The organism is Haloprofundus marisrubri, assembly GCF_001469955.1.
GTDB classification, from domain to species: domain Archaea; phylum Halobacteriota; class Halobacteria; order Halobacteriales; family Haloferacaceae; genus Haloprofundus; species Haloprofundus marisrubri.
Window position 1 is genome coordinate 198,599 of the sequence record NZ_LOPU01000029.1, and the last position, 25,712, is coordinate 224,310.

Here is a 25,712-nt window from a genome sequence, read left to right on the forward strand (position 1 = left end):
CCGACCAGTCTCGGTAGTCGATTCTGTCGAACGTCCGATTCGTCACGACGTTTTCGCGCTCTCGTCCGACTCGAATCCTATATGCACAAGGCGGTGGATGTCGAAGCGACTGCTATGCACGTACCATCGCTCGGCACACCGGAAGGCGCGTTCGACTACCTGATGATTGTTCTGTTGGCGACGACGCTCGTCTTCGGCCTGTTCTTCGGGGCGATTGCACTCGGGATGTTCTAACTCCTCGCTCAGAACTCCGACAGCGCCGACTGCTCGGCGGCCGCCAGCACGTCGGCACAGGTCTGCCACGACGCTCGCGCACAGTCGGGAAGCACGCCGTGGTCGCGGACGTACTCGCGCAGGAACGTGCGCGTCGTCGGGTCGCTCGGATAGCCGCTGCCGACGTCGCCGTACTCGGCGGTGAGTCGCTCTACGTGGGCGTCGCGTTCGACTTTGGCGACGACGCTCGCGGCACTGACGACCGGATGCGCCTCGTCGGCGCGGTGTTCGGACTGTACCTCGATTTCTCTGCCCTCACTTTCGACGGCCGTCCGAACCCGGCGGCCGAACCGCGCTTCGTCCACGTCACCGGCGTCGACGACGGCGACGTCGCCGTCTTCGGCGACGGCCGAAAGTGCCTCCGCCTGCGCAGCGACGGTGAGTCCGTTCATGTCCGTCTCCGGGTCGTCGATGCGTTCGGGGGTGACGACGGCGACGCCGACCGACACCGCCGAGTGGCCGCGGAGGTGGTCGGCGAGTGACTCCCGCTTCGACGGTGAGAGGCGTTTCGAGTCGTCGAGGCCGTCGGGCAGTGCCGTCTCGGGCGCGCGAACCGCCGCCGCGACCATCGGTCCGAGTACCGGCCCCTTCCCCGCTTCGTCGGCACCGAGTTGCATAGTCGCGCCTCTCGGGGCGCACGCTAAGATGTTTCCGTCTATCCCAGCGCCGTCTCACACAACACGACAAAAGACGTGACTGTATCAACGGTTGAGTATCGTGCCAATAATTTATTATACCGCTGTCGTAGGAGGCCTCGCGGGAGGCGAGGTGTGTCAGCCAGAGATGGATGTCGGGGGACCTCCGCTTCGACCGCAGGTGTGTCAGATACCTCCCGCAATCTGCCGACACCCGTGCGACGGCTATCGGTACCTAGTAATAATTCTTGCTATGAGTTACTGGTAATAAGCGTTTCTGTCGGGTCCAAGCGTCTGCGTCACCCGAACTGGTGATAATCACTGACAGGAGCGACGCCGCCGGAACGTCGACACGCGGACGGTTTGTGGGTGGCCGTTCGGCGGTCCCCCACCGGGTTGCTCATGAAGGTACGCTCGCGTGTGTTGGGTACACCAGTCCGGCAGCGTCTGCGTTACTGTAAGCGAAACTGACTGATAACCTTGTGGACTGTTATCATATAGTGAGACGCCGTCCCGTCGGCTGATTCGCTATCTGAAGAACTCCTCGCGCTCGAACGGTTCGTCTTCGCCTTCGACCGCGAGAACGTCGAGGGCGGTGACGACGGCGGAGACGCCGAGCAGGTCGGCGAGACTGGGGTCGGTGCGGCCCTCGTCGCCGGAGACGAGTTCTTTGATGTATAGGCCACCCTCGCCGTGGATTTCGACCGTCGCGTGGCGGGCGTCGACGTGTTCGGCGCTCGCGTCGTAGACGTGCCGCGTTCGCGTGAGACTCGCCCGTCGGTGGTCGACGCGGTGAGGTGTGTACTGCTCGATGGTCGACCCCGAGAGCGTCTCGACGGCTTCCGAGAGCGCCTCTGCGCTCACGTCGGCGTCGAACTCGACTTCCGCACGGTAGGTCTTGCTCGCGTCCAGTCCTTTGACGCGTTCGACCATGTCGTGTTCGGCGAGGCGGAGGCCTTCGACTTCGACTTTCCCGTCGGCGAAGGCGTTGATGTCGCCTTCGAGGCGGTCGACGTCGACGTCGCGGCGACGCGGTTCCTTGATTTCGATGACGAAGGGGCGACCCGTCTCCAGCATCAATGCGTCGACGTCCTCGCGGCCCGCACCGTGGAACAGTGCTTCGACGCCGTCCATCACGTCACGAACGACGGGGGCGCTGAGGCCCTCGACGCTGTCCTCGTAGAGGTAGCCGCTGCCGCCGCAGTGGTCACAAGCCTGTCTGCCCTGTCGGCCGCTGCCGTCGCACTCGCGACACGGCCACTCCGTCTGCGGGATGTCGCGGACGAGTTTCCGGTAACGACCGTAGACGAACGCCGAGTTCACCTCCGTCTCGACGGTGTCGTCTTCGATGTCGAGGACGAACTGTACGTCCGGGCGTCCGAAGTCGACGGTAGTGTCGGTGAGGCGGCCGAACCGCTTGCCCACCTCGCGGTTGAACTCGGATTTGAACGGTTCGCCGGCGTCTTCGGGGAGGTCTGCCATCTCGCGCAACAGCGCCTCGTTCTCCTCGACCAGCGGTGGCGTCCGCGTTCCCACTTGGTAGGTCTCGAACTCGACGGCGTCGGCTTCGTCTTCGCTACCGTCGACGGTCGCTGCGGCGCGTTCGGCCCACTCGTCGAACTGCCCGCAGAGGCCCTCACAGACCCAACAGTCCGCGGGGTCGACGTCCTCGGGTTCGTCGTCGTCTTCGAGCGCCGCGGCGACGCGGAGCGACCGGCCGCGTTCGGCGTTGGTGAGTCCGTAGCTTCGGTCGGCGAACACCCGGCCCAGACAGGCGTCACAGAGCGGCCCGCCCTCGGTCAGCGCGCGCGCGTCGTCGAGGATTCCCATGGCCTGTACTCGTGGCGGCGCTCCTTTCCGTCTTGCTATTCGGTGACCGCCGATTCGTGGTGTCACCGCCGACCGCCAGCAAAGGGAAAGAAAGTCTCTGACGGTCGTTCACGATGTATCACGGTTCAGGATGAACCGCGGTATCACGACTGCGAGAAGCTTCTTGTACCCCCGTCTGCTACGCCCGCCACCACCTATCGGAATGAGCCGTTATCGTAATCTTGCGTTGTTTCTGACGCTGTCGGTCATCTGGGGAACTGCCTATCTCGCAATCGACGCCGGTCTGGCAACGCTGCCGCCGGTGCTGTTCGCCGCGTTCCGCTACGACGTTGCGGGACTCGCGCTGTTCGCCTTTGCGGTCGTTCGTAGCGACCGCTGGCGGCCACGCACGTTCGCCGAGTGGCGTCTCGTCGCCGTCGGTGGCCTGTTGGTCATCGGGCTGAACTTCGCGTTTCTCTTCTCCGGACAGCGCTACGTCGGCGGCTCTATCGCCGCTATCGTCGCCAGCACTGCGCCCGTGCTGACGCCGCTTTTCGCTCGGTTTCTCCTCCCTGACGAGCGATTCGACCGTCGGGGCATCGTCGGCGTCCTCCTCGGTCTGGCGGGCGTCGTCGTCGTCGCCACCGGCGGGGGTTCGCTCGGTGCGGACCTCCTCGGCGTCGTGTTGCTCGCGCTGGCGGCGGTGAGTTTCGCACTCGGAACCGTCCTCACCGAACGCTACGACGCCTCGCTGTCGTTGATACCGACGCAGGCGTGGATGATGCTTCTCGGCGCGGGGTTCCTCCACCTCGTCAGCGGACTGCTCGGCGAGACGCCGCCGCTGTCGGTGTCGTGGACGCCGACGGCATTCGCCGCGCTCGCGTATCTCGCACTCGTCTCCAGCGCCGTCGGCTACGTGCTCTACTTCGACCTGCTCGACCGACTCGGGGCCGTCGAAATCAGCCTCGTGAAGTACGTCGTCCCCGTCGTCACGGCGCTCGTCGGGTGGGCGGCGCTCGGCCAGTCGCTCTCTATGGATACTGTTGCAGGCTTTGCGCTCATCGTCGCGGGCTTCGCGCTGTTGAAAGGCGGGGACGCGTTCGACGAAGTCGTTCGCCTGCAGGCGCGCGTCAGCCGCGGCTACGACGCCGAAAACGTCTACGTCCCCGACAGCAGTGCGCGACGTGATGCGGCGTTCGGCGACGATTGAACGGCGACGACCGAGCGACGAATCCGGTTTTAGACGAGTCGACCGACCAGCCACAGCACCGCTAGCGTCGAGGCGGTTCCGAGTGCGAGAAGGAGGACGAACAACCCGCCGACGACGAGCGTGAAAAACCGGCGGTCGAGTTCTTCGGCGCGCGGGTCGCCGCGTCGTGCTTCAGCGAGTCGGACGTTTCTCGCGTTCGCTTTCCACACGGCATCGAACAGGTCGCCGACGACCGGAATCGACCCGACGAGTGCGTCGACGACGAGGTTGAACAGCATCCGAAGCACCGTCACTTTCGGCACGCCGAGGTAGGCTGCTTCGGCGACGATGTACGCTGAGACAGCCGTAATCGGCACGTCGCCGACGACGGGAATCAGCCCGACGATGGGGTCGAGGCCGATGCGGTAGTTCGTCCCCGGAATCCGAATCGAGTTGTCGAGCAGTCGGCCGAGACGGTGCAGTCGCTGAAGCGTTTCGGCGTGTTCGGCGACGCGTGCGGCCGAGGTGGTGTCGCTTTCCTCGTTTGCCCTCTCGACTGCGCCGGGGCGTGTCTCCGCCGGGTCGGTCACACTGCGTGTTCAGCGGCGACTGACAAAACGTCTCGGCGTCTCAGCGCCGACAACGTCGCCGTCGAGTCGGGCGATACGGTCGCGGGCACACTTCTGCGGTCACCGGATACGGAGAAAGCTCTCCGATGGGAGTCGAACCCATCTCCGCCGGAATCGACCGGCGTGTCCCACCAGTGGACCGCGGAGAGTGCGCGCCGGAAACGAGCGCACACTCACACGTCGCGGACATCGCGCACCTCCGAGACGACCGACGCTTCTTTGACGCCGAAACTGTCGAGCAACTGTGCTTCCAACGCGGCGGCGTCTCGACGTGCCGCCGCACCCGTCGCGGCGTCGGCGTCGAGTTCCACGACGAGCGTCGTCCGAACCTCGACGGTCAGGTCGTTCAGACCGGGTTGGAGACCGCAGAGTTCGAACTCGTCGACGTTCGTCACGCCGTCTAGCTTTCTCAGTCGCTCGCGGACGGCCGTCCGGAGGTCACCGGCGGCGTCGCGCGAAACGAACGCCGTCAGGTCGGCGTCGGCCGACACGGCGGGCAGTTTTTGCACTGACATGAGGGGGCCGGGAGGGAGTCGATTCCTCACCTGTCCGCTGTACGGACTGCTCTGCCGCTTGAGCTACCGACCCCATCGCGCGAGGCGATGGCTGGTCGAAAACGACTCGTCACGACGGCGAGCGGGGCGTGTGCCGTCGACGCCCATCGAATCGAGAGGCGTCACCGAAGACGGGACACGCGCGTCGCTGCCGTCGAAAATCGCCGGAGAATGAACCGTAGGGTTCGACTCCGACGACCGCGCAAGAAACGCAGACGCCGGAGGCGTCGCGTCGTCACGCGATGACGGAGTCGAACCGACCGTACGGCTTGGATGGGCCAGACCCATTTCCGGCGCAGGTGCCGGTGGACACACCACTCGCCATCCGCTCTGCGGCGGGGGCGGGCGTCGTGGTGTGGTGGGTTTGGCCGAGCATCGTTCACCGTGCCCGCTTCTGCGGGCGCTTACGAGACACGTCACGCGGTTAATACATAAACGTTACCGATGTGTGTCACGATTTGTCATCCTCTTCGACGTCGGCTCGTCCGCGCTTGCCACGCCTTTCGTGCCTATTAGTAACATTGCTACTATCGGCCCCTCGCGCGCACGCGCGCGAAGGGCTTAGGCGTGTCCGGCACTGAGAACGACATGGTTAGCTCCATGACACCAACACCTCCGACTGACCCGTCCGAGACGGACGGCGACGTCCCCGAGTACGAGGAAGTGACGGTACCCGTGCTGGTCATCGGCGCGGGTGCCGCGGGCGCGCGAACGGCCATCGAACTGGCCGAGCAGGGCGTCGACAGCCTCGTCATCGGGAAGCGCTCGCACGGCGACGCACACACCACGTGGGCCGCCGGCGGCATCAACGCGGCACTCGGTAGCCTCGACGAGGAGGACGACTGGCGAATCCACGCCGCCGACACCTACGACGAGGGCCACTTCATCAACGACCCCGACGCGGTCGAACTGACGACGAAACACATGCCCGACCGCATCCGCGAACTCGCCGACTGGGGCATGCCGTTCGACCGGACCGAGGACGGCAAAATCAACCAGCGGTACTTCGGCGCGCAGTCGTTCCGCCGAACCTGCTTCGTCGGCGACCGAACCGGAGAGGCGCTTCTGGAGACGCTCGTCTCGAAGGCCCAAGAGTTAGAAATCCCGTACCGCGAGAACGTGATGGTGACGCGTCTGCTGTCGGACGGCAACCGCGTCCACGGCGCAGTCGGCTACGACATGGACGACGGCCAGTTCGTCCTGTTCGAGGCGAACCACGTCGTCCTCGCCGCCGGCGGCTACTCGGCACTGTACGACCGCCATTCCTCGCGCGACGAGGAGAACAACGGCGACGGCGCGGCGCTGGCGTACGAGGCCGGCGCGGAGTTGATGGACCTCGAGTTCGTCCAGTTCCACCCGACGGGGATGGTCCAAGACCCCGACTGGAACGAGGAGTGGTCCGGCCGCCTCGTCACTGAAGCGGTCAGAGGCGAAGGCGGCCGCCTGTTCAACGCCGACGGCGAGCGGTTCATGGAGAACTACTCGCCGAACCAGATGGAACTCGACGCCCGCGACGTCGTCGCCCGCGCCATCGCCCAAGAAGTCAGAGAAGGCCGCGGCACGGACAACGGCGGCGTCTACCTCGATATCTCGCATCGAGAACGTGAGTTCATCGAGGAGCGCCTCCCGCGGATGTACGAGCGCTTCCAGAACTTGGGACTGGACCTCGCCGAGGAAGCAGTCGAAGTCGCGCCGACGGCACACTACTCGATGGGTGGCGTCGACATCGACTTCAACACCGGCGAGACGGGCGTCGAAGGACTCTACGCCGTCGGCGAGACGGTCGCGGGAGTCCACGGCGCAAACCGTCTCGGCGGCAACTCGTTGGCGGAAACGGTCGCCATCGGCAAACTCGTCGGCGACCACGTCGCCAGCGTGTTCGACGCTGGTGACGAGAACCCGACGCTGCCCGCCGGGATGCAGTCGCTCGCCGGGCGCGAGTTCCGCTCGCTCGCCGACCTCGCAGAGAGCGACGGCGACGTCCCGCCCGCCGAGTTGCTCGCGGAACTCCGCGACGTGATGGAGGACCACGCGGGTATCCTCCGCGACGAGGAGTCGCTGGACGACGGTCTGGAGAAACTCGCTGCGGTTCGCGAAAAGACGGCGGAACTCGGCCTCGACGGCGACCGAACCAGTCGCGCCTTCGAGGACGCCATCGACCTCGCGTTCATGCTCACCGTCGCCGAAGGAGTGCTCCGGTCGGCGAAGCGCCGCACCGAGTCGCGCGGTGCGCACTACCGCACCGACTACGAGGAGACAGACGAGGAGTGGCGCAAGAACGTCCTCGTCCACCGCGGCGACACGGGGATGGAACTCCGTGACCGCGCGGTCGGTCTTCCGAGCGAAGAAGTGCAGGAAGCCATCGACGAAGGCCACGAACTGGAGTACCACCACCTCGAATAGTCGGTCTCGGTCGCCGCTGACCGATTCGGTCTCCTCTCTCCAATCCCTGTCGTCTCTGCACCGCCGTCGTCTCACCGAACCCCTGTCGTCCCTTCGGCCGCGCCGCCCTTCTGTCCCCGTTCGACGCTACCAACCCGCGTTCCTTCCGACTTCGCTGTTCTTAATCGCGTCCGTCGCCGACGAACGGTAATGACTGCCGCCATCGAAGTCCGTGACTTGCGGAAACGGTACGAAGGGGTACAGGCGCTCGACGGGGTGTCACTCACCGTGCCCGAGGGTTCCTTTTTCGGCCTACTCGGACCGAACGGCGCGGGCAAGACGACGTTCATCTCGATTCTCGTCGGCCTCGTCAGAAAGAGCGGCGGAACCGCCGAAGTGTTCGGCTACGACGTCGAAGACGACTACCGCGAGGCCCGCGACGCCATCGGTCTCGCCCCGCAGGAGTTCAACGTCGACCGATTCTTCCCCATCCGCGAAGTCTTGGAACACAAGGCGGGCTACCACGGTATCCCGGCCGACGAGGCCCGAGAACGCGCCGACGAGGTGCTCAAGCGCGTCGGCATCTACGAGAAACGGGACACGCGCTTCGACTGGCTCTCCGGCGGGATGAAACGCCGATTCGTCCTCGCCCGGGCGCTCATCACGGAACCCGATTTGCTCATCCTCGACGAACCGACCGCGGGCGTCGACGTGCAACTCCGTCACGACCTCTGGGACCTCATCACCGAACTCAACGACGGTGGGACGACGATTCTGCTCACGACCCACTACATCGAGGAGGCCGAACGCCTCTGCGACGAGGTCGCCATCTTGGATTCCGGGCGCATCGTCGCCGTCGACAGCCCCGAGGACCTGATGGACCGCGGTGCCGACCGCATCGAGATACAGTTGCGAAATCCGCCCGCCGAAGCGCCGACGCTCACCGCGGGCGAGGGCAACGTCGAGAACGTCGAACTCGACGGCAACCGCCTCGTCGTCACCGCCAGACAGGGTGGGTTGGTCGCGCCCGACGTCGTCCGCGAACTCGACCGCGAGGGCTTCGAAATCGTCGACCTCGAAATCTCTCGCACCTCGCTCGAAGAGGTGTTCGTCGAGATGACGCGTGGACAGGAGACCGTCGGCGGCGAAGACGAGGACAGCGGGGAGGACGACCCCGAGAAAGCGACCGCAGCAGCGCCCGGTACATCCGGCGGGGCCGGAGGTGACCGCTGATGGGGGTGTTCCCGACTGGCTTCAAAACGCTGACGCGCCGCGAGATTCTGCGATTCGTCCGTCGCCCGCGCAACACGTTCGTGCCGCCGCTCATCACAAATGTACTCTACTTCTCGGTGTTCGGCGTCATCCTCGGCGACCGCGTCGGCCAGATTGCGGGCGTTCCGTATATCTTGTTCATCCTCCCCGGTCTCGTCGTGTTGGGCGCTATCTCGAACGCCTTCGAGAACGGGTCGTTCTCCATCTTCCACGGCCGGTGGAACGAGTACATCCACGAGGCGCTCACCTCGCCGTTGTCGTACTCGCAGATGGTGTGGGCGTACACGCTTTCGAGCGCGCTCCGCGGCGTTATCGTCGGCATCATCATCTCGGTAGTCGGCGCGGTGTTCACGAGCGTCGGGGTCACCAGACCGCTGTACCTCGTCGCCTTCGCCGTCGTCATCACGGTGCTGTTCGCCAGTTTCGGCATCGTCGGCGGCCTCTGGGCCGACGACTTCGACGACCTGACGATGATGAACCAGTTCATTCTTCGGCCACTGGTCTTCTTCGGCGGCGTCTTCTACGCACTCGAAAACCTCCCCGACGGACCGCTGCAGACGGCGACACTCCTCAACCCGATGTTCTACATGGTCGACGGCGTCCGTTACGGCTTCCTCGGCACTTCGGAAGTGAACCCGAACCTCTCGCTCGCAGTGCTGACGCTCATGGCCGTCGTGATGGTCGGCATCAACACCGTGCTGTTCAAACGCGGATTCGGACTGACTGACTGACTAACCCTCTGCCCGCGGAACTCCGGCGTTTCGGACCGTCGTCACTGTCGACGGGTCACGGAGAGTGGGTGTCGTCCAGCGCTTTTCCGACTCGCGCCGGTACACCCGCGTGATGTACGACACCATCCTCGTCCCGACCGACGGAAGCGACGCCAGCGCCGCCGCGGTCGAACACGCCGTCGATATCGCCCACACCCGAGATGCCACAGTTCACCTGCTTCACGTCGTCGACGTGGGAACAGAGATGTCGTCGGCCGCCTCCGGACAAATCGCCCAACAGGTGTCGGAGACGCTCGAACAACAGGCCGACGACGCACTCGACGACGCCGTCTCACGTGCTGAAGACGCCGGTGTCGACTACGAACGGGTGATTCTCGAAGGCAATCCGGACACGGCTATCGTCGACTACGCCGAGGACAACGCCGTCGACTTGGTGGTGATGGGCGCGACGGGTCGCGCCGGCCTCACCGAAAAACTCCTCGGGAGTACGACCGACCGGGTGATGCGTTCGACGAAGATACCGGTCCTGTTGATTCGAGAGTGAGGAAAGTGTGCGGACCGACGCACTCGTTCAGGCTAACTGATGTTCGTTGTCGGTACTGTTCGTCTACGAGTCACGTTTTTCTACCGACCGTCGAAACACAACCGTAAGTACTCGCCGTGTCCTCCAAATTCCCTTGTCGATTGCCGACGCTGTTCGTCTGTCTGCTCCTCGCTTTCGCCGGGTGTGCGACCGCTCCGGACCGTCCGCTTCCGGAGCAACCGGGCGAGTTGACGGCCGAGAACGTCTCCAACTACGTCGCCGCCAGCGAACGAGTTCACGTTCTTAACACCGTCCCAGTAACGCCGACCGAGACAACACTCTCCTGCGACGGGTCGGTGGCGACGCAAACTACGGACGGTTATGTCGCCTTCGCCGACTGTACGGGCGGTATCTCACTTCCCAGTGGAGAACACGCCGACGAGCACTCCCACGCCGCCTACTTCGTCTCCAACCGAACGACGACGCGAATCTCGTCGAGAGCGACGGAGGGAGTCGCAGCGACGGACGCTGATGCGGAGAACGCGTCCGGTCTACAACTGTTCAACTTCGACGACGAGGCGCACGTACTGACCGTGATCGTCCGAGAAGCCGATACCAGCGAGAGAGTGGTGCATCTCCAGAACGAACTGAACGCAACGAGCGGGGCCGTCGTCTACGGTGTTCCTACCGACTCGACGACCACCTACTCCGTCACGGTCGCACGCGATGACGGAGTGACGACAACGTTCGAGTGGCGTCCGGCAGTCGAGGACGAACTCCACGCGTACGGCCGCTTAGTCGCCGTGACGCCGTCCAACGAACTCGTTACTGGTCGACTCTAGCTGCAGACCGCCGACTGAGCGATTGACATATTTCGAATCGAAACACTTTGTTAGCCGTACGCACATCACCGAGCATGAGCGTGACTGTCATCCGCAACGCGACGATTCACACGGCGACCGACGAAGGAACCGTCGAGGGCGACATCCTCGTCGAAGACGGGAAAATCGCGGCCGTCGGCGACGTCGACGCCCCGGACGACGCCGAAGAACTCGACGTCGACGGCGCACACGTCACGCCCGGATTGGTCGACGCGCACAGCCACGCCGGGATGGCCGAGTGGGGTGAACCTGAGGACGCCGACTTCAACGAGGGGACCGACTCGGTCACGCCGCACGTGAGTGCGCTCGACGGCTTCCACCCGCGTGACGAGGAACTGAAACACGCGTTCCAGAACGGCGTGACGAGCGTCTCCGCGCGGATGGGGTCGGGCAACGTCGTCGGCGGCGTCATCTGCTCGATGAAAACCTACGGCCTCACGGCCGACGATATGCTCATCCAAGAAGACGGGATGAAAGCCGCGATGGGCGAGAACCCGAAACGGTTCCACGGCGAGCAGCAGGGTCGACAGCCCTCGACTCGCCCCGGTGTCGCCGCGACGCTCCGACAGGCGCTGATGGATGCCGAGGACTACGTCGCCAAACGGACGAAAGCCCGCGAGGACGGCGACCCGTTCGACCGAGATTTGGGACTGGAGAACCTCGGAAAAGTCGTCGAAGGTGACCTGCCGCTTCGCGTCCACGCCCACCGCGCCGACGACATCATGACCGTGTTCCGCATCGCCGACGAGTTCGGCATCGAGGACTTTTCCATCGAACACGCCACTGAGGGCCACCTCATCGCCGACGAGTTCGTCGAACGCGACGTGCCCGCGGTCTGTGGGCCGTCGCTGTACTCGGGAGCCAAATACGAACTCCGCAACATTACGTTCGAGTCGCCGGGAATCCTCCACGATGCGGGCGTCAAAGTCGCCATTCAGACCGACGCTCCTGTTCTCCCGCAACAGCACCTCGACGTCTGTGTCGGCCTCGCGGTACGCGCCGGTCTCCCCGAGGAGGCGGCGCTCGCAACCGTCACGCGAAACGCGGCGGAAATCCTCGGCATCGAGGACCGCGTCGGCACGCTCGAAGTCGGCACCGACGCCGACATCGCCGTCTGGGACGGCCCGTTCTACGAAATCGAATCCAGCACGAAACACGTGTTCGTCGACGGTGAACACGTGTTCGACCGCGAACGCGACGACGTGGACCCCCGCGAGGAGTACGCCTGGTAAGGTGGCGAAGCAGCGCTGAAACCCTCTTTTCGACATTCTCTTTCGACTGAATCTCTCCTCGAAGCGAGAACACATATACAAACGTCCGGTCGCTACAGCGGCCACAGGACACCCGCTCCGTTTTCGCTCACAGCTATGAACACAGATATCCGACGGACTGTCGGCGTGCCAGCGACGCGGGAGCGACTGACCCGTCTCGCCAAGTTCGCTCTCGTCGGTGTGTCGGGTTTCGTCGTCAATCTGGTCGTGTTCGCGGTCATCGCGCCGCTGTTCTGGTACGTCGTCGCCGGGTCGCTGTCGTGGTTCGTTGCGAACTTCTCCAGTTACAACCTGAACCGCTGGTTTACGTTCGAGGCGGCGGACCTCGGCTACGTCCGCGGCTACGCGAAACATCTCTCGGTGTACTCCGTCGGCTTTCTCGTCTATCTCTCGTCGCTGTGGCTGTTCGGCCTCGTCGTGGGGTCGTACGCCGCACTCGGTCTCGCTACGGCGTTCAGCGGCGTGCTGAACTTCGTGGGCAGCGAGTTCTGGGTGTTCGGCTCCGACGGCTGACTGACGATTCACGGGCGACGGAGTGGTCACCACGCCGTCGTCGGGAAACGACAACGCTCATGTACTCCGTCACGTCGCATAGCCCATGGACCGTGAGCTTCTCATCGCACTGCTCGCTGGCTTCGTCCAGGGTATCTTCGAGTGGTTGCCCATCTCCAGCGAGGGGAATCTCGCGCTCGCACTCTCTGCGGTCGGCAGCGACCCGACGCAGGCCGTTCAGTTTGCGCTCTTCTTGCACGTCGGCACCGCTGTCTCCGCGACGGTGTACTACCGCGACGAACTCGCGGTGACGCTCTCGGAACTCCCGTCGTGGCGGCCTTCGTCGGCGTTCTCCGAGACTGCGACGCTCTCGTTTCTCGCCATCGCAACGCTCGCCTCGGGTATCGTCGGTATCAGCACGTATCTGCTGTTGAAAGACGCGATTACGGCGCTCACCGGCGGGGCGTTCGTCGCGCTCGTCGGCGTCCTCCTGATTGCGACCGGGATACTCCAGCGAGCGGCCGGCGGCTTCACGCTCGACACGCGCGATTCGCCGGACCTCGTCGACGCCGTTCTCGTCGGCGGCCTCCAAGGGTTGGCCATCCTCCCGGGCGTCTCCCGCTCGGGCGTCACCGCGAGCGCGCTGTTGTTCCGCGGCCACGACGGTCCCGACTCGTTTCGGCTCTCGTTTCTGCTGTCGATTCCGGCGGCGCTCGGCGGCGGGTTGCTCGCGGCGCTCGACGGCGGTCTCGCAGGGGTCACGGCGACGGAGGCGGCCGTCGCGCTCGGCACGGCGGCGGTCGTCGGCTACCTCTCTATCGACGCGCTGATGCGAGTCGTCCGACGCGTCTCCTTCTGGGCAGTCTGCGTCGGCCTCGGCGCGCTCGCGCTCGTCGGTGGTCTCGTCGTAACGCTCTGAGCGCCGCTTAGCTCTTTTCTCTCGCCTGTTGCGTGCGTCCGAACGGCAGAACTAGCGACTCCGTGTGTGGCTAAGATTAGCATGCCTTGAGTCGGAATTCATATCTTGCTGGTCGGTGTGCGTGGGAGTATATGCAAACGCTCGTGCTCGCCGCCGGGCAGGGGACGCGGATGCGCCCCCTCACGGAGAGCCGTCCAAAGCCCATGCTTCCGGTCGCAGACCGACCGCTCGTCGCCCACACCGTCGACGCCGCCGTGGCCGCCGGGGCGTCCAAAATCGTTCTCATCGTCGGCTACGAGGCCGAGGAAGTCAAGGAGTACTTCGGCGCGGAGTACGCCGGCGTGCCCGTCGAGTTCGCGGTCCAAGAGGAACAGCGTGGGACCGCCGACGCGGTGCGTGCCGGCGCGGAGTATCTCGACCCCGGCCCGTTCGCCGTGCTCAACGGCGACGCGCTGTACGACCACCCGTCGCTGGAAGAACTGTACAACGACGGCCCCGCCGTCGGTTCGTACCGCGTCGACAACCCCAGCGAGTACGGCGTTCTCGACATCCGCGACGGCAACGTCCGCGGCGTCATCGAGAAACCCGAGAACCCGCCGTCGGACCGCATCAACACCGGCGCGTACATCTTCCCGCCGGAGGCACAGAACTGGCTCGACGTGGAGACGAGCGAACGCGGCGAACTCGAGCTAACTGATGTATTGGCTCGTGCCTGCGAGGAGTCGGACGTCACCGACGTGCCGTTCGACCGCTGGCTCGACGTGGGACGCCCGTGGGAACTGCTCGCGGCCAACGAGTGGAAAGTCGGTGAACTCGACCGCGACATTCGGGGTGAGGTCCACGGTGGGGCCGACCTGCGCGGCGACGTCGTCGTCGAAGAAGGCGCAACAGTCGACGCGGGCGTCGTCATCGAAGGGCCGGCGCTCGTTCGCTCGGGCGCGTCGGTCGGTCCGAACGCGTACGTCCGCGGGGCGACGGTCATCGGCGAAGACGCCAAAGTCGGCCACGGCGTCGAGGTGAAAAACAGCGTGTTCATGGAGGGCGCGACGGTCGGCCACCTCTCGTACGTCGGTGACAGCGTCCTCGGCCGCGACGTGAACTTCGGGGCCGGAACGAAGGTGGCGAACCTCCGCCACGACGGTGAAGCAGTGAAACTCACCGTCAAAGGCGAACGCATCTCGACGGGCCGCCGAAAGTTGGGTGTTATCTGCGGCGACGAGGCGAAGACGGGAATCAACACCAGCCTCAACTCCGGCGTCATCCTCTCGGAGGGCGCGGCGACGAAGCCCGGCGAGTCGGTCACGCGCGACCGATAGACGAACGCCCGAAACCCGGGTGAGAGCGACCAACAGCGAATTTTTCGTTCACTTCGCGGGACAGTCACGACGGTGGAGAGAAAGCAACCTTCATTCCGTTCGTTGCGGACACATTTTGTATGTCTATTCAGTCGGCCGTCGTGCTCGCGGCGGGCGAGGGGCGGCGTCTCCGCCCGCTGACGCGAAACCGCCCGAAGCCGATGCTTCCGGCGGCGACGCGACCCATCATCGAACACGTCTTCGACGCGCTGTTGTCCGCGGGCGTCACGGATTTGCACGTCGTCGTCGGCTACAAGCGCCAACGCGTCCAGAACCACTTCGGACCCACCTACGATGGGGTCTCAGTTACCTACCACGTCCAAGAGAAACCGCTCGGCAGCGGCCACGCCCTGTTACAGGCGGCCGACGGCGTCGGCGAGGAGTTCCTCGTCGTCAACGGCGACCAAGTGGTCGACCCACAGTTGGTACAGAACGTCGTCGACGCACACGACGGCCGCTCTGGGGACGAACAGGACGAAACCGCGGCGACGCTCTGCGTCGTCGAGAGCGAACGCGCGTCCAGATACGGCTCGGTCCGTCTCGACGGTGACCGCGTGGTCGAACTCGTCGAACAACCGCTGGAGGGCCACTACCGCCTCGTCAACGCCGGCGTCTACGCGTTCACCGACGCGATTTTCGAGACGATTCGGGAGACGCCAACCGTCGACGGCACGACGCCGCTACCGGACGCTATCGCTCGACTGGTCGAGAGCGACACGTCCGTTAGGGGGGTTCAGTCGGAGGGATACTGGACGGACGCGACCTACCCGTGGGACCTGTTGGCGGCGACGCGCCGACTGCTCGCCGACGGGACGAACGTCTTCCGCTCGTCGAACCAGCGGATAAACGGTCACCAAACCGAGACGCGAACCGACGCCGGCGTTCGACGTCGGAGAAACGGCGTCTGGGTCGCACCCGGCGCGCGCGTCCACGAGAACGCGACGCTGCAAGCGCCGGTCGTCGTCGCCGCCGACTGCGAAATCGGGCCAGGCGCAGTGGTCGGTCCGAACGTTGCGGTCGGCCAGAACGCCACGGTCGGTCCGAACGCCGTCGTCGTCGACTCCATCGTCGACGAGGACACTCGTATCGGAGCGAACTCGACGGTCGTCGACTGCGTCACCGGACAGGCCGTCTGGCTCGGACCGTCGTGCGTCGTCACCGGCGGGCCCGCCGACGTCCGGGTCGACACACAGATTCACGAGGGGAAACGACTCGGAGCGGTCGTCGGTGACCGCGTCCACGCCGAAGGCGACGTGAGTTTCGCACCGGGGACGCTCGTCGGGTCGAACGCGACGCTGCGGACTGGAACAGTAGTCTCCGGACTGCTCGCTCCCAAGTCGGAGGTGGTGCGCTGATGTGCGGTATCATCGGTTGCGTCGGCCGCGGCGACGAGACGCTCGACGTGCTGGTCGAGGGCCTCTCGAAACTGGAGTATCGTGGCTACGACTCGGCGGGCGTCGCGCTCTCCGATGGCCAAATCGACGTGAACGTCGTCAAGCGAGCGGGCGAACTCGATGCGCTCCGCGAGGCGCTCTCGGAGCAGTCCGTGAGCGGCCGCGTCGGCATCGGTCACACCCGCTGGAGTACCCACGGGCCGCCGACGGACGAGAACGCTCACCCGCACACCGACTGCACCGGCAGCGTCGCCGTCGTCCACAACGGCATCATCGAGAACTACGACGACCTCCGCGAGGAACTGGAGACGTCGGGCCACGAGTTCAGAAGCGACACCGACACCGAAGTCGTCCCCCACCTCGTCGAGGAGAAACTCGCCGCCGGCGCGCCGCCGGAGGCGGCGTTCCGCGCGGCGGTCGAACGACTCTCCGGTAGTTTCGCGCTCGTCTGCGTCGTCGCCAGCGAGGAGGCCGTGTTCGCCGCCCGACAGGACTCGCCGCTCGTGTTGGGCGTCGGCGACGACAGTTACTACCTCGGCAGCGACGTCCCCGCCTTTCTGGCGCACACCGACCGCGTCGTCTACCTCGACGACGGCGAGTTTGCGACGCTTCGGCCGTCGGGATGGACGGTGCGAAACGGCGACGACGAACGCGTCGAGAAATCAGTCGAGACGGTCGACTGGAACGTCGAAGACACCGGCAAGAGTGGCTACGACCACTACATGCTCAAAGAGATACACGAGCAACCGCGGGCGCTCCGACAGTGTCTCTCCGGGCGCGTCGACGAACGCCGCGGCGAGGTGACGCTGTCCGAACTGGAGGGGTTGGAAACACCCTCGGCGGTCCACCTCGTCGCCTGCGGCACCTCCTATCACGCGGCGCTCTATGGGGTCCAGTTGTTCCACTCGCTCGGGATTCCTGCTCAGGCGTTCCTCGCCAGCGAGTACGCCACGGGCGTGCCACCGTTGGGTGATTCGCTCGTCGTCGGCATCACCCAAAGCGGCGAGACGGCCGACACGCTGTCCGCGTTGCGGGAGGCCCGGGCGCGCGGTGCACGGACGCTCGCGGTGACGAACGTCGTCGGTAGCACCGCTGCCCGCGAGTGTGACTACGCACTGTACATCCGTGCTGGGCCGGAAATCGGCGTCGCGGCGACGAAGACGTTCTCCTCACAGTTGGTTTCTCTCAACTTGCTCGTGGAGTATCTCGCGGGTGACCAACGCTCCAGCGAGGAACGCCGGGCGGTGTTGCAGACGCTTCGGGACCTCCCGGGACGGGTCCAGCAGGTGCTCGACGAATCGATGGCCGAAGAAGTCGCCGCCGAGTATCTCGGCGCGGACGGCTACTTCTTCATCGGCCGAGGGCTGAACTACCCCGTCGCGTTGGAGGGGGCGCTGAAGTTCAAGGAGATAACGTACGAACACGCCGAGGGGTTCGCCGCCGGCGAGTTGAAACACGGGACACTGGCGCTCGTCACCGAGAACACGCCGGTTTTCGCCGTCGTCACCGGCGAGGACGCGCCGGCGAAGAAGACGCTCGGTAACGTCCGCGAAGTCGAGTCCCGCGGTGCCCCCGTCATCGCCGTCACCGACGACGACCAGATAGAGCGCTACGCCGACGCGTCGCTGCGCGTCCCCTCGGGGTCCGCACGCGTCGCGCCGGTGCTCGTCAACGTCCAGTTGCAGTTGGTCGCCTACTGGGTGGCGAACGCGCTCGGACGGTCGATAGACAAACCGCGGAATCTGGCCAAGAGCGTCACCGTCGAGTGAGAACTCGGCGACTGGGTGATTTGGATTCGGTGACAGAGAACCGGGACCCGACAACGGAGACGCCGGGACGCCCAGACAACGAGACTCCATGACCGCAAACCGGAGTCTCTCGTCGTGCTGTACTACTGTCGAGTCCGGGAAATCGCTTAACCGAATCTGTCTCGAACCCCGCGTATGTCGACGTACACCCTCCTCGCAGACATCAACGAACAGCAGTTTCAGAGTCCGCAAGAAATCGGGTCGATTTGGGGCGAGATTCGAGCGGATATCGAGCGATTCGGTGGAGAGGTCCTCCAGAGCTACGTTCTCCTCGGCAACTACGACTTCCAGTTGACATCCTCCCGCGCGTGAACACGCGGGAATCCCACGGCACCGCACCGCTGGATTGGGATATTAAGGTTTGCAGTCCACCACTTGTTCCCTCGGTGAGAATCCGTGGGACAAGTCATGAAGGTAGACTCCGGGCTGTGCCAACCAGCCGGTACTCCTATCTTCGTCCAAACTGGTCGAAGACTCGGAGTTACTTCCGTTAATGTCGAGACGGATGTTCTCCGCCCCATTCACGTCAGCGTTGAACGCATCATCGTGTTCCTCACACACGTACAGGCCGCGCTCAACACGCTGATTATCGTCTTTCCTACCGCAGACGCAACACGTCTTGCTCGTGTCGCGCTCAGACACCTCTACGACTTCGACACCCTCGACTTTGGCCTTGTATTCGAGGATGTTCGAGAACCTGTCGAACGCCCACCCGTGTAAGTCGAGGTTGCCGTGCTTGCCCCAGTTCTTTGAGTCACCGTTCTCGTCCTCTCGGACACCTGCGAGCTTTCCGATGTTGATTCGACCCACGCCACGCTCGATACACTTCTCTACGATGTGTTTGGCGAGGCTGTGGAAGAAGTGGGTTCGGCGCTCCGACCACTTCGCGTGAAGTCGAGTGGCCCGTTCGCCCCCCGAGTCGTCGCACTTGGCGATTTCTTTCGGGAAGTAGTACCCGTCCTGTTTGAGGCGGTTGCCGGGGTACAGGTCGGCTTGCTCGGTGCTGTACGCGACTGCCGCGAAGTTACAGATGCCGAGGTCAACACCAGCCGACTCGTTACCCGGCGCGTCGGGAGTCTCCACTTCGTGTTTACACACTAAGTGCAGTTCCCAGCGCCCTGTCGCCTTGTCGTAGACGGCCCTGACCTGTTGTAGGTTCTCGACGGTGACTTTGGGGCGAGTTTCGTATTCGACAAGGATGTATTCCCATGCTCGCGGGTGTTCTTTGTGATTCGCGCCTTTTGAGAGTCGCACACGGTTATTCTTCGTGTCGTGACGGATGCCTTTCTGCTTCCATGTCACCGTGCTACGAGGGTGTTCTTCGTGGACACGGTTGCCGTCGTTGTCGTAGTAGTTTTTCTTGCGGTAGCCGGGCGGATTCGCACGAGAGTCGTTCTTGCGTTTGCCGTACCACGAGTTGAAGGCTTCAGCGAGTTCTTCCAGAACGCGCTGACTGGATTGACTGTGCAATCCCTTGTATTTTGAGTGAGTCTTCAACTCGCGTTTCAAGTCCGAGTCGTCGGGAATCTCGCCCGTTTCGCCCCACTGTTCTCTGGAGTGGTAGTTCGCTACGTTCCAGAGTTTCGACGCACTCCACCCGTGCAGGTCGAGCATCTCCTCTACTTGACTGTGGTTGAGGATTTTCGCTCGGTAGGTGCGGTGGATGTGCATCGTGGAACGCTTCCATAACTGGTTATGTAGCGTTCTATTGTAAATGTTTGGATTAGAGCATGGAATATCCTGCCGAGCGTTTGTACGGTGGATAGTGTAGAGGTTGTCGGATTCATCCCGCGCCTAAAGGCGCGGGTATTCTCCTTGCTCTGTATAATGTTCTCGGCCGACGACGAGGACGCCGTCTTCCAAATTGCGATGGCCGTCCAACGACACGGGTTGGACACCAAGACGATGCGCGCGGTCCCCGTCGACCGACTCGGCGAACTAACGAGCGATATGTAACCCGGTCATATCGTCGATATCGTCGAAGCCACCGGTCGACTCGGCGCAGTCGGTACGCGCTGTACGGTTTCGAGCGACTCCGACTGCTGGTAATCGAGGAAGCGGACGTTCACCGTCACCGGCCGACTCGTCGACGCACCGAGTCTCGCCCGTAGTTCGTCGGCGAACAACTCGTACTCGGCGTCGGTGGTTCGACTGACGGTCACGGTCACCGAGACACCGTTGTCTGTGGGGCTCAGCCCGTTGTACTCGGTTTTGACGCTCACGAGTTCGAGGCTGCTGTAGTCGCTCTCCGAGAGTATCGACTGGACCTCCTGATTTGCGTCCTGCTCGAAGGTGAGGTGCTGAAACGTCGCCATCGACGTGACGACGACGACGACGAGAAACAGCACGACGATTACGGCGTACGCACCGGAGCGAAGCGAGATTCGCGCGTTCTCACGGACGCTACGGATGAGCGACGAGCGGTAACCCAGTGAGACGAGTGCGACGTAGGCTGCGAGGTTGATGAAGACGATGTTCATCAGAAGCAAGACGAGCGCTCCGAGGACGACGACCGGCAGTCCCCAGACCGTACCGACGCCGGCCACCGCGGCCGCCGGAACGATAGCTGCGGCGACGGCGACACCCGCGATAGAGACTGGAAGGTCCGTCGCCAGCGCCAGTGCGCCGGCGAACCCTGCCGTGATTGCAATCACCAGCGTGAGTAGACTCGGCGTCAGAAACGCGCTCACTTGACCGATGCGCGTTACGGCGAGTTCCGGCGGAACGAACCCTGTTTCGCGGAGAAACAACGTCATCACCACTGCACCCACGTAGGCGACGACGAGGCCGAGTATCTGTGATGTCGCGCTGTCGACGACCATCTCCCGGTCGCTGATGACCGCGCCGACGCTGGCCGAGAGCGTCGACCCCGCGAAGGGCGCGATAACCATCGCTCCGACGATGGCGATGGCGGAGTCGAGCAAGAGGCCGCCGACGGCGACGATGGCGCTTGCGACCGCGAAGGCGATGTACGTCGGCGTCGCGGGTTTGAGTTCCTCGGCACGCTCTCGTATCTCGGTGTGTGAGGTTCCCAGATTCCCTTTCGGCATCTCGACGTACTGCTCGGTCAGTTCGTCGACGTTCGGGATATTCGCGCGTGCGGCGTCGGTGACGACGGTGTACGTATCCTCGTCGAGGCCGGCGTCGTACAGTCGGTCGAGTACTCTGTCGACCGCGCCCGACGGGACGGGAACGTACGCGACGACTCCCTCGCGGTGGCTATCCTCGTTCGTGAACAGATACTCCACACCCATCTCCTCTAACCGCTTTCTCACCGCGACGCGGCTATCGTTGGGGATGAATATCTGGATGAGACGCATTGTCTGCTCATCACGAACTACCCAGTTAGGTAATCGGACACTACAGCACCGTTACGTGATAGAAAGGTCGACCTCGGCCCGGTAAAGACCGCCGTCAGAGACCTGTCTAGTGTCTCACACCCGTGAAATACCAAGGTTTTTCGACTGTACGCCGTTAGTACTCCCCGAGTAGTAATTCAGGTATGAGCGAACGAACGGAGTGGCTGGCCGAGCAGATGAGACACGCAGACCCGAGCGACCAGTATTCAGTACTCCTAACGGCGCTCCAAGACGAGACCGGCGATAGCTTACGCACCGTCGCGTACGGCAACTTCGAGTCCCGCGAGTACAACCTCCTCTACGCGGATGCGGAGACGATACAGCAGTACTCCGCGGCCGATATCGACGCTATCGTCGACGACCTCGCACTCGAACAGCTCGCCGCCGAGAGACAGACCGAGCTGTACGAACCTATCGGCGACCTCGAACTGACGATACGCGTGTTCGAGGAGGGCATCAACGTGCTCGCACGCGGGTCGGAGACGACGCCGATGCTCTTCGTCGGACTGGACGGTGACGAGCGTAACCTACTTCCCACGATTTCGATTCTCCGGACGTTCCTCGGCGAGCGCCGTCCTGTCGTCGACGGCGAGGTGGACGACAGGGACGACGGAGAAGGCAAAAACAATGGTCAAGACGACGAGGAAGACGAACGGCGACTCGCCGGAAACGACTGAAAGGCTGAAGACCGTTTCACGCCGCCGACACCGCGCACCCGTCTACGACTCGTAACTCGCCGTGTCGACGTCGACACCGCGGTTCCAGTACGCTTCGACGGTTTCGATGGCCCACTCGTGAACCGCTTCGTCGGTCGACTCCAACAGTGCTCGCAGCAACCCCTCGTCGTCTCTGAGAAAGAAGTACACCGTCTCGTCGGCGACACCGACGGCGAACGGTATCGGCTCGTCAGCGAGTCGGAGCGCGGTGTTCTCGGCGGCCAGCAGTGCCCGAAGGCGTTGTTTCGACGTGGAATCGTCGCAGAGTGTCTCGACTGTCTCGCGCGAAAGGACGCCGCGAAGCGACTGCGTTCCGTCGACGGCCGCGTCGTGCAGCGTCTCCAGCATCTCGTGGTTGAGCACGTAGGAGACGACCTGCTGTGTCTTTGCCTCCCCCGACAGTTCGAGCGCTCGCTTCAGCGGTCCGTTCGGACTGGTCCGCGTCGGACGCGTGATGCGCGCCGAGTCGAAGCGAGCGAGCGAGACGTCGAGGGAGTCCATCGGCAACCATTGGGCGACAGACCGGAGGCGAACCTCGGTTTCGACGTTCGAGAGCAGTTCGGTGAAACTGTCGGCGACGAACGACCCCGACGGCGTCGGAACGTACTCCGTGCCGCGTCGCTCGACCCAGTGGCGCGCCTCGAAATCGCGGAGAATCCGTGCCAGCGTCGGTTGCGACGCCCCGACTACTTCTTCTAACTCCCGTCGAGTGTGTGGCCCGCTCGCAACCGCGTCCAACACGGCGATTCGGTTCTGCGAGCGCGCGAGGAACTCGATTTCCTCGAGCGGGTCCGTCATGACTGTCTCTCGTTCCGCCGCCGGCATAGCTGTTGAGATACATCTCCGACTATTCACGCCGTGAATGGCTTGCGGGAGCTGAGTAGACGTAGTAACGTGAAAGAGTGAATGGTCTCGAATAGTTTTCTGGACAAATATATACTTCTACACCGCCTATCGTGTGTAATGGCAGTCCATTCGGCGTTCGGTGACGAGTCTCCCGCGGTCGCAGTGCCCGAAACGGAGCAACAGTCCGACTCCGACTCGGACCCAGCGAACCAGACCGACGAAGACGCTGTCTTCGAACATATCCTCGTCGCTGTCGACGAGGAGATGGACGAACGGGTCGGTGAGGTCGCACTGGCGCTGGCCGCCCGCCACGGCGCGCAGGTCGACGCGCTCTCGGTCGTGCGGATGAACGCCTCGGTCGACCACTGGGATATGGTCGTCGAACGTCGCGAGGAAGCTGCTGAAGAGGCGCTCGACGCCCTCGGCGAGGCTGCCGAGAGAGCCGGTGTCTCGCTCACGAAACAGCTTCGGTACGGCACTCCTGCCGACGAGATTGCTGCGTACGCCGACCACCACGACGTCGACCTCATCGTCGCCGGCGAACCGAACCGGACGGGTTTGCGTCGGTTCTTCTCGCCCAAGAGCGTCACCGACTGCGTCCGGCGGGCAGCGTCGGTGCCGGTGCTCACAGTCTAACGTCGCTACGTCGAACGCTTTCCTGCCACGGTTCCGTTTTCGTACTCTATTCGCCGACGACAGCGACGCGTCCGGCTACAGCCAACTCAACTGTGCGTTCAGCCAGTCGATGAGGGGGAGAACGTAGCCGCTGTCGGTTGCGAGATACATCGTCCCCGACAAGAGAAGAAAACTCGTCGTGAGCCCACAGACACAGCCGAGAACGACCGCACCGACGGGTCTCGCCTGCTCGGAGACGAACGAGTGAAACAGCACCCACACGGCCAGACAGGCCGCAGCGACAAGGTTGAAAAGCGCGTGAATCTGCATCGCTTCGCCGATACTCGCTTCCAACATCAGCGCGTACGTGAGCAGCAGTTGCGTGCCGATGACGACGGTCCCGAAGTAGGAGAACCCGAGCGCACGCGGATACTGCAGGAGTTCTCGGCTCTCGGTGAATCGGAACACCGTGTAGACGAAAAGCGGCATCGCCGGCAGCAGATACCGGACGGTGATAGAGGCGTGAAGCGGCAGTCGCGGGAGGTACATGAGCGTGAGCACGACGGCGTACACCGCGACGAGGAGGTCGGTCGCCGACAGCGCATCTCGGCCGTGCGCGCGAACCCGTCGAACTGCGGCCTTCGGCAGTAACACAACTGCAGCGAACACCGGCATCGCTTCGAGCATGGAGAGGTTCGCACTCTGTCCGAAGTCCTTGCGTGCGACGCTTTCGATGTAGCCCGCTCGGACGAACGTCGCGGTGAGTCGATGGGTGTCGGTCGCTCGTTCGGCCGTCCGCGAGAGGTGACGGACGAGGATAGACCCGAGTTCCGCGACGGTCAGACTCGCGGCTTGTACTGCGGTGAAGACCGGTGCAAACACCGACTCCGGCGAACTCGCTGACCCTGCTTCCGTGGTTCCGTCTCCAGTTGCCCCATTAGACGAAGAACTCGACGTGGACTGTCCAGAGGCTCCGGAACCTCCCGTCGACGACGAACTCTCCGCACCACCACCGGTCGAGACTACTTCGGTGGCTTCGTAACCGGGCATGAACCGTGGTGGCAAGAGCGGATTCCCAGTGACGACCGAGTTCGTCACGAAAAACGGCACGAGCGAGAGACCGAACGCACCAAACACCACTGTGAGTTCGCGTCGACTGTTCGAGGAGGCGGTCAGGAGGTCAACGACCAACAGCGAGACGAAGAGTATGAACGCGTCGGCAGCGTGAACCCACGTCGCTAACCCCACGAACACGTACGAGAGCGCGCGAAATCGGAGCGATTTCTCACTGTCGGTGGTCTCTCGACTCAGGTAGAAACTGTAGACGGTTGTGACGACACACAGCGCGATGAGCGCGTGTCGCTTCGGAATCGTCGCCCAGAAGCCAACCGGCGTCGCCAAGATGACGACCAACCCGGCAGCGACACCCGCACGAGTCGTGTGCGTCCGCGAGACGAGACGATAGATGAGTACGCTCGTCAGCGCGGCGGCAAGCATCGAGGTTATCTGCAGTGAGAGGTGTGCGAGCCACCGACCGTCGAGATGTGTGGCGACAGCGATGTTCGAAACGAAAACGACGGCGGCGACGACAGCCCCGGCGGTTCGTCCGAGCGATTCTTTCTTTAGAACCCGGCCGAGAACGACACCCGTTGCGAGAATCGCACTGCTCCAGAGTCCGGTGAGGACGACTCGAAGGTCGGCGACAGAGGTGAGCGCTTCTAGCGCCCACATTACGGGCAGTGTGAGTACGATGTGGCCGACGGTCCGTGAGTACCGACCGCCGTCACCCGCAATCATTCCGGGCGTCTCTCCGGAAGGCGGGCCGTAGACGATATCGGTGACGAGAAGGTGGCCGTTGGCCGCGTTGTAAAGACCGTTTGCGACGGTGTAATTGTCGGTGATGAAGAAACCGACACGCCAGAACAGTCCGAAGAAGGCGAGACTGCTCACGAACAGCAGCAGTCCGAACTTGTCGCCGAAGACGAGCGTCAGAACCCGGTTCTTATACTCGGCGTAGCGGTCCGTCGGATGGTCGGTTTCGGATACTGAATAAGCCATG

At 63.7% G+C, this 25,712-nt stretch carries 25 protein-coding genes; 17 read left to right on the plus strand and 8 right to left on the minus strand.

From position 1 onward, the window contains the following. Window positions 1–242: 242 nt before the first annotated feature. Window positions 243–890, minus strand: coding sequence for a ribonuclease HII (rnhB, locus tag AUR64_RS11530; protein ID WP_058582098.1), 648 nt, complete (start codon window positions 888–890; stop codon window positions 243–245). Window positions 891–1,436: 546 nt separating this feature from the next. Next, complete coding sequence (locus AUR64_RS11535; RefSeq protein ID WP_058582099.1) at window positions 1,437–2,738, minus strand: tRNA pseudouridine(54/55) synthase Pus10; 1,302 nt, start codon at window positions 2,736–2,738, stop codon at window positions 1,437–1,439. Window positions 2,739–2,940: 202 nt separating this feature from the next. On the opposite strand from AUR64_RS11535, the gene AUR64_RS11540 reads away from it, so the two are divergent. Beyond that, the gene (locus tag AUR64_RS11540) at window positions 2,941–3,927 is read left to right on the plus strand and encodes a DMT family transporter (RefSeq protein ID WP_058582100.1); all 987 of its coding nucleotides are present in this window, start codon (window positions 2,941–2,943) and stop codon (window positions 3,925–3,927) included. A gap of 29 nt (window positions 3,928–3,956) precedes the next feature. Here the strand turns inward: AUR64_RS11540 and AUR64_RS11545 are convergent, their stop codons facing one another. Together AUR64_RS11545 and AUR64_RS11550 are read right to left on the minus strand one after the other, a co-directional pair. Continuing rightward, entirely contained in the window at window positions 3,957–4,496 is a 540-nt protein-coding gene (locus AUR64_RS11545; protein WP_058582101.1) for a DUF4112 domain-containing protein, read from the minus strand. A gap of 212 nt (window positions 4,497–4,708) precedes the next feature. Next, the gene (locus AUR64_RS11550) at window positions 4,709–5,050 is read right to left on the minus strand and encodes a hypothetical protein (RefSeq protein ID WP_058582102.1); all 342 of its coding nucleotides are present in this window, start codon (window positions 5,048–5,050) and stop codon (window positions 4,709–4,711) included. Here AUR64_RS11550 and AUR64_RS20480 point away from each other — a divergent pair. The 13 genes from AUR64_RS20480 (at window position 5,049) to AUR64_RS20485 (ending at window position 18,429) form a co-directional block, all read left to right on the plus strand. Beyond that, entirely contained in the window at window positions 5,049–5,264 is a 216-nt protein-coding gene (locus AUR64_RS20480; protein ID WP_155120579.1) for a hypothetical protein, read from the plus strand. The genes AUR64_RS11550 and AUR64_RS20480 overlap by 2 nt on opposite strands. A 425-nt stretch (window positions 5,265–5,689) precedes the next feature. Further along, window positions 5,690–7,492, plus strand: coding sequence for an L-aspartate oxidase (locus AUR64_RS11555; RefSeq protein ID WP_058582103.1), 1,803 nt, complete (start codon window positions 5,690–5,692; stop codon window positions 7,490–7,492). Between the two features lie 189 nt (window positions 7,493–7,681). Beyond that, window positions 7,682–8,704, plus strand: coding sequence for an ABC transporter ATP-binding protein (locus tag AUR64_RS11560; RefSeq protein ID WP_058582104.1), 1,023 nt, complete (start codon window positions 7,682–7,684; stop codon window positions 8,702–8,704). Continuing rightward, window positions 8,704–9,474, plus strand: a complete 771-nt coding sequence (locus AUR64_RS11565) for an ABC transporter permease (protein WP_058582105.1) — start codon at window positions 8,704–8,706, stop codon at window positions 9,472–9,474. The genes AUR64_RS11560 and AUR64_RS11565 overlap by 1 nt, the downstream gene beginning before the upstream one ends. A gap of 112 nt (window positions 9,475–9,586) precedes the next feature. Then, a complete protein-coding gene (locus AUR64_RS11570) occupies window positions 9,587–10,018 on the plus strand; it encodes a universal stress protein (protein ID WP_058582106.1) in 432 nt (143 codons plus the stop codon). Window positions 10,019–10,134: 116 nt separating this feature from the next. Further along, complete coding sequence (locus AUR64_RS11575; RefSeq protein WP_155120581.1) at window positions 10,135–10,839, plus strand: hypothetical protein; 705 nt, start codon at window positions 10,135–10,137, stop codon at window positions 10,837–10,839. Window positions 10,840–10,913: 74 nt separating this feature from the next. Continuing rightward, a complete protein-coding gene (locus AUR64_RS11580) occupies window positions 10,914–12,110 on the plus strand; it encodes an amidohydrolase family protein (RefSeq protein WP_058582108.1) in 1,197 nt (398 codons plus the stop codon). Window positions 12,111–12,245: 135 nt separating this feature from the next. Further along, window positions 12,246–12,662 (plus strand): GtrA family protein, encoded by a 417-nt coding sequence (locus AUR64_RS11585; RefSeq protein WP_058582109.1) that lies wholly within the window; start codon window positions 12,246–12,248, stop codon window positions 12,660–12,662. Window positions 12,663–12,747: 85 nt separating this feature from the next. Beyond that, on the plus strand, window positions 12,748–13,560 hold the full coding sequence (locus tag AUR64_RS11590; RefSeq protein WP_058582110.1) for an undecaprenyl-diphosphate phosphatase: 813 nt from the start codon (window positions 12,748–12,750) through the stop codon (window positions 13,558–13,560). Window positions 13,561–13,691: 131 nt separating this feature from the next. Then, a complete protein-coding gene (gene glmU / locus AUR64_RS11595) occupies window positions 13,692–14,876 on the plus strand; it encodes a bifunctional sugar-1-phosphate nucleotidylyltransferase/acetyltransferase (RefSeq protein ID WP_058582111.1) in 1,185 nt (394 codons plus the stop codon). Window positions 14,877–14,995: 119 nt separating this feature from the next. Then, window positions 14,996–16,270 carry a sugar phosphate nucleotidyltransferase gene (locus AUR64_RS11600; RefSeq protein WP_058582112.1) on the plus strand — a complete coding sequence of 425 codons (1,275 nt, stop codon included), beginning with the start codon at window positions 14,996–14,998 and terminating at the stop codon, window positions 16,268–16,270. Next, window positions 16,270–18,078: a glutamine--fructose-6-phosphate transaminase (isomerizing) gene (gene glmS, locus AUR64_RS11605; RefSeq protein ID WP_058582113.1), complete on the plus strand. Its 1,809-nt coding sequence runs from the start codon at window positions 16,270–16,272 to the stop codon at window positions 18,076–18,078. Before AUR64_RS11600 ends, glmS begins: the two co-directional genes overlap by 1 nt. 174 nt (window positions 18,079–18,252) lie before the next feature. Next, a complete protein-coding gene (locus AUR64_RS20485) occupies window positions 18,253–18,429 on the plus strand; it encodes a hypothetical protein (protein ID WP_155120582.1) in 177 nt (58 codons plus the stop codon). A gap of 42 nt (window positions 18,430–18,471) precedes the next feature. Here the strand turns inward: AUR64_RS20485 and AUR64_RS11610 are convergent, their stop codons facing one another. Continuing rightward, window positions 18,472–19,788 (minus strand): RNA-guided endonuclease InsQ/TnpB family protein, encoded by a 1,317-nt coding sequence (locus AUR64_RS11610; protein WP_058582114.1) that lies wholly within the window; start codon window positions 19,786–19,788, stop codon window positions 18,472–18,474. Window positions 19,789–19,944: 156 nt separating this feature from the next. On the opposite strand from AUR64_RS11610, the gene AUR64_RS21250 reads away from it, so the two are divergent. Beyond that, complete coding sequence (locus AUR64_RS21250; protein ID WP_276203534.1) at window positions 19,945–20,073, plus strand: hypothetical protein; 129 nt, start codon at window positions 19,945–19,947, stop codon at window positions 20,071–20,073. A gap of 5 nt (window positions 20,074–20,078) precedes the next feature. Here AUR64_RS21250 and AUR64_RS11615 read toward each other — a convergent pair whose 3' ends face one another. Then, window positions 20,079–21,437 (minus strand): DUF389 domain-containing protein, encoded by a 1,359-nt coding sequence (locus AUR64_RS11615; RefSeq protein WP_071391269.1) that lies wholly within the window; start codon window positions 21,435–21,437, stop codon window positions 20,079–20,081. Between the two features lie 182 nt (window positions 21,438–21,619). On the opposite strand from AUR64_RS11615, the gene AUR64_RS11620 reads away from it, so the two are divergent. Then, window positions 21,620–22,153 carry a hypothetical protein gene (locus tag AUR64_RS11620; RefSeq protein ID WP_058582115.1) on the plus strand — a complete coding sequence of 178 codons (534 nt, stop codon included), beginning with the start codon at window positions 21,620–21,622 and terminating at the stop codon, window positions 22,151–22,153. Window positions 22,154–22,195: 42 nt separating this feature from the next. On the opposite strand, the gene AUR64_RS11625 is transcribed toward AUR64_RS11620, so the two are convergent. Then, window positions 22,196–22,990: a helix-turn-helix transcriptional regulator gene (locus AUR64_RS11625; RefSeq protein WP_071391284.1), complete on the minus strand. Its 795-nt coding sequence runs from the start codon at window positions 22,988–22,990 to the stop codon at window positions 22,196–22,198. A gap of 165 nt (window positions 22,991–23,155) precedes the next feature. Between AUR64_RS11625 and AUR64_RS11630 the strand changes: the two genes are divergently transcribed. Beyond that, window positions 23,156–23,674 carry a universal stress protein gene (locus AUR64_RS11630; protein ID WP_058582117.1) on the plus strand — a complete coding sequence of 173 codons (519 nt, stop codon included), beginning with the start codon at window positions 23,156–23,158 and terminating at the stop codon, window positions 23,672–23,674. Between the two features lie 75 nt (window positions 23,675–23,749). On the opposite strand, the gene AUR64_RS11635 is transcribed toward AUR64_RS11630, so the two are convergent. Continuing rightward, window positions 23,750–25,711 carry a hypothetical protein gene (locus AUR64_RS11635; RefSeq protein WP_058582118.1) on the minus strand — a complete coding sequence of 654 codons (1,962 nt, stop codon included), beginning with the start codon at window positions 25,709–25,711 and terminating at the stop codon, window positions 23,750–23,752. Window position 25,712: the final 1 nt, after the last annotated feature.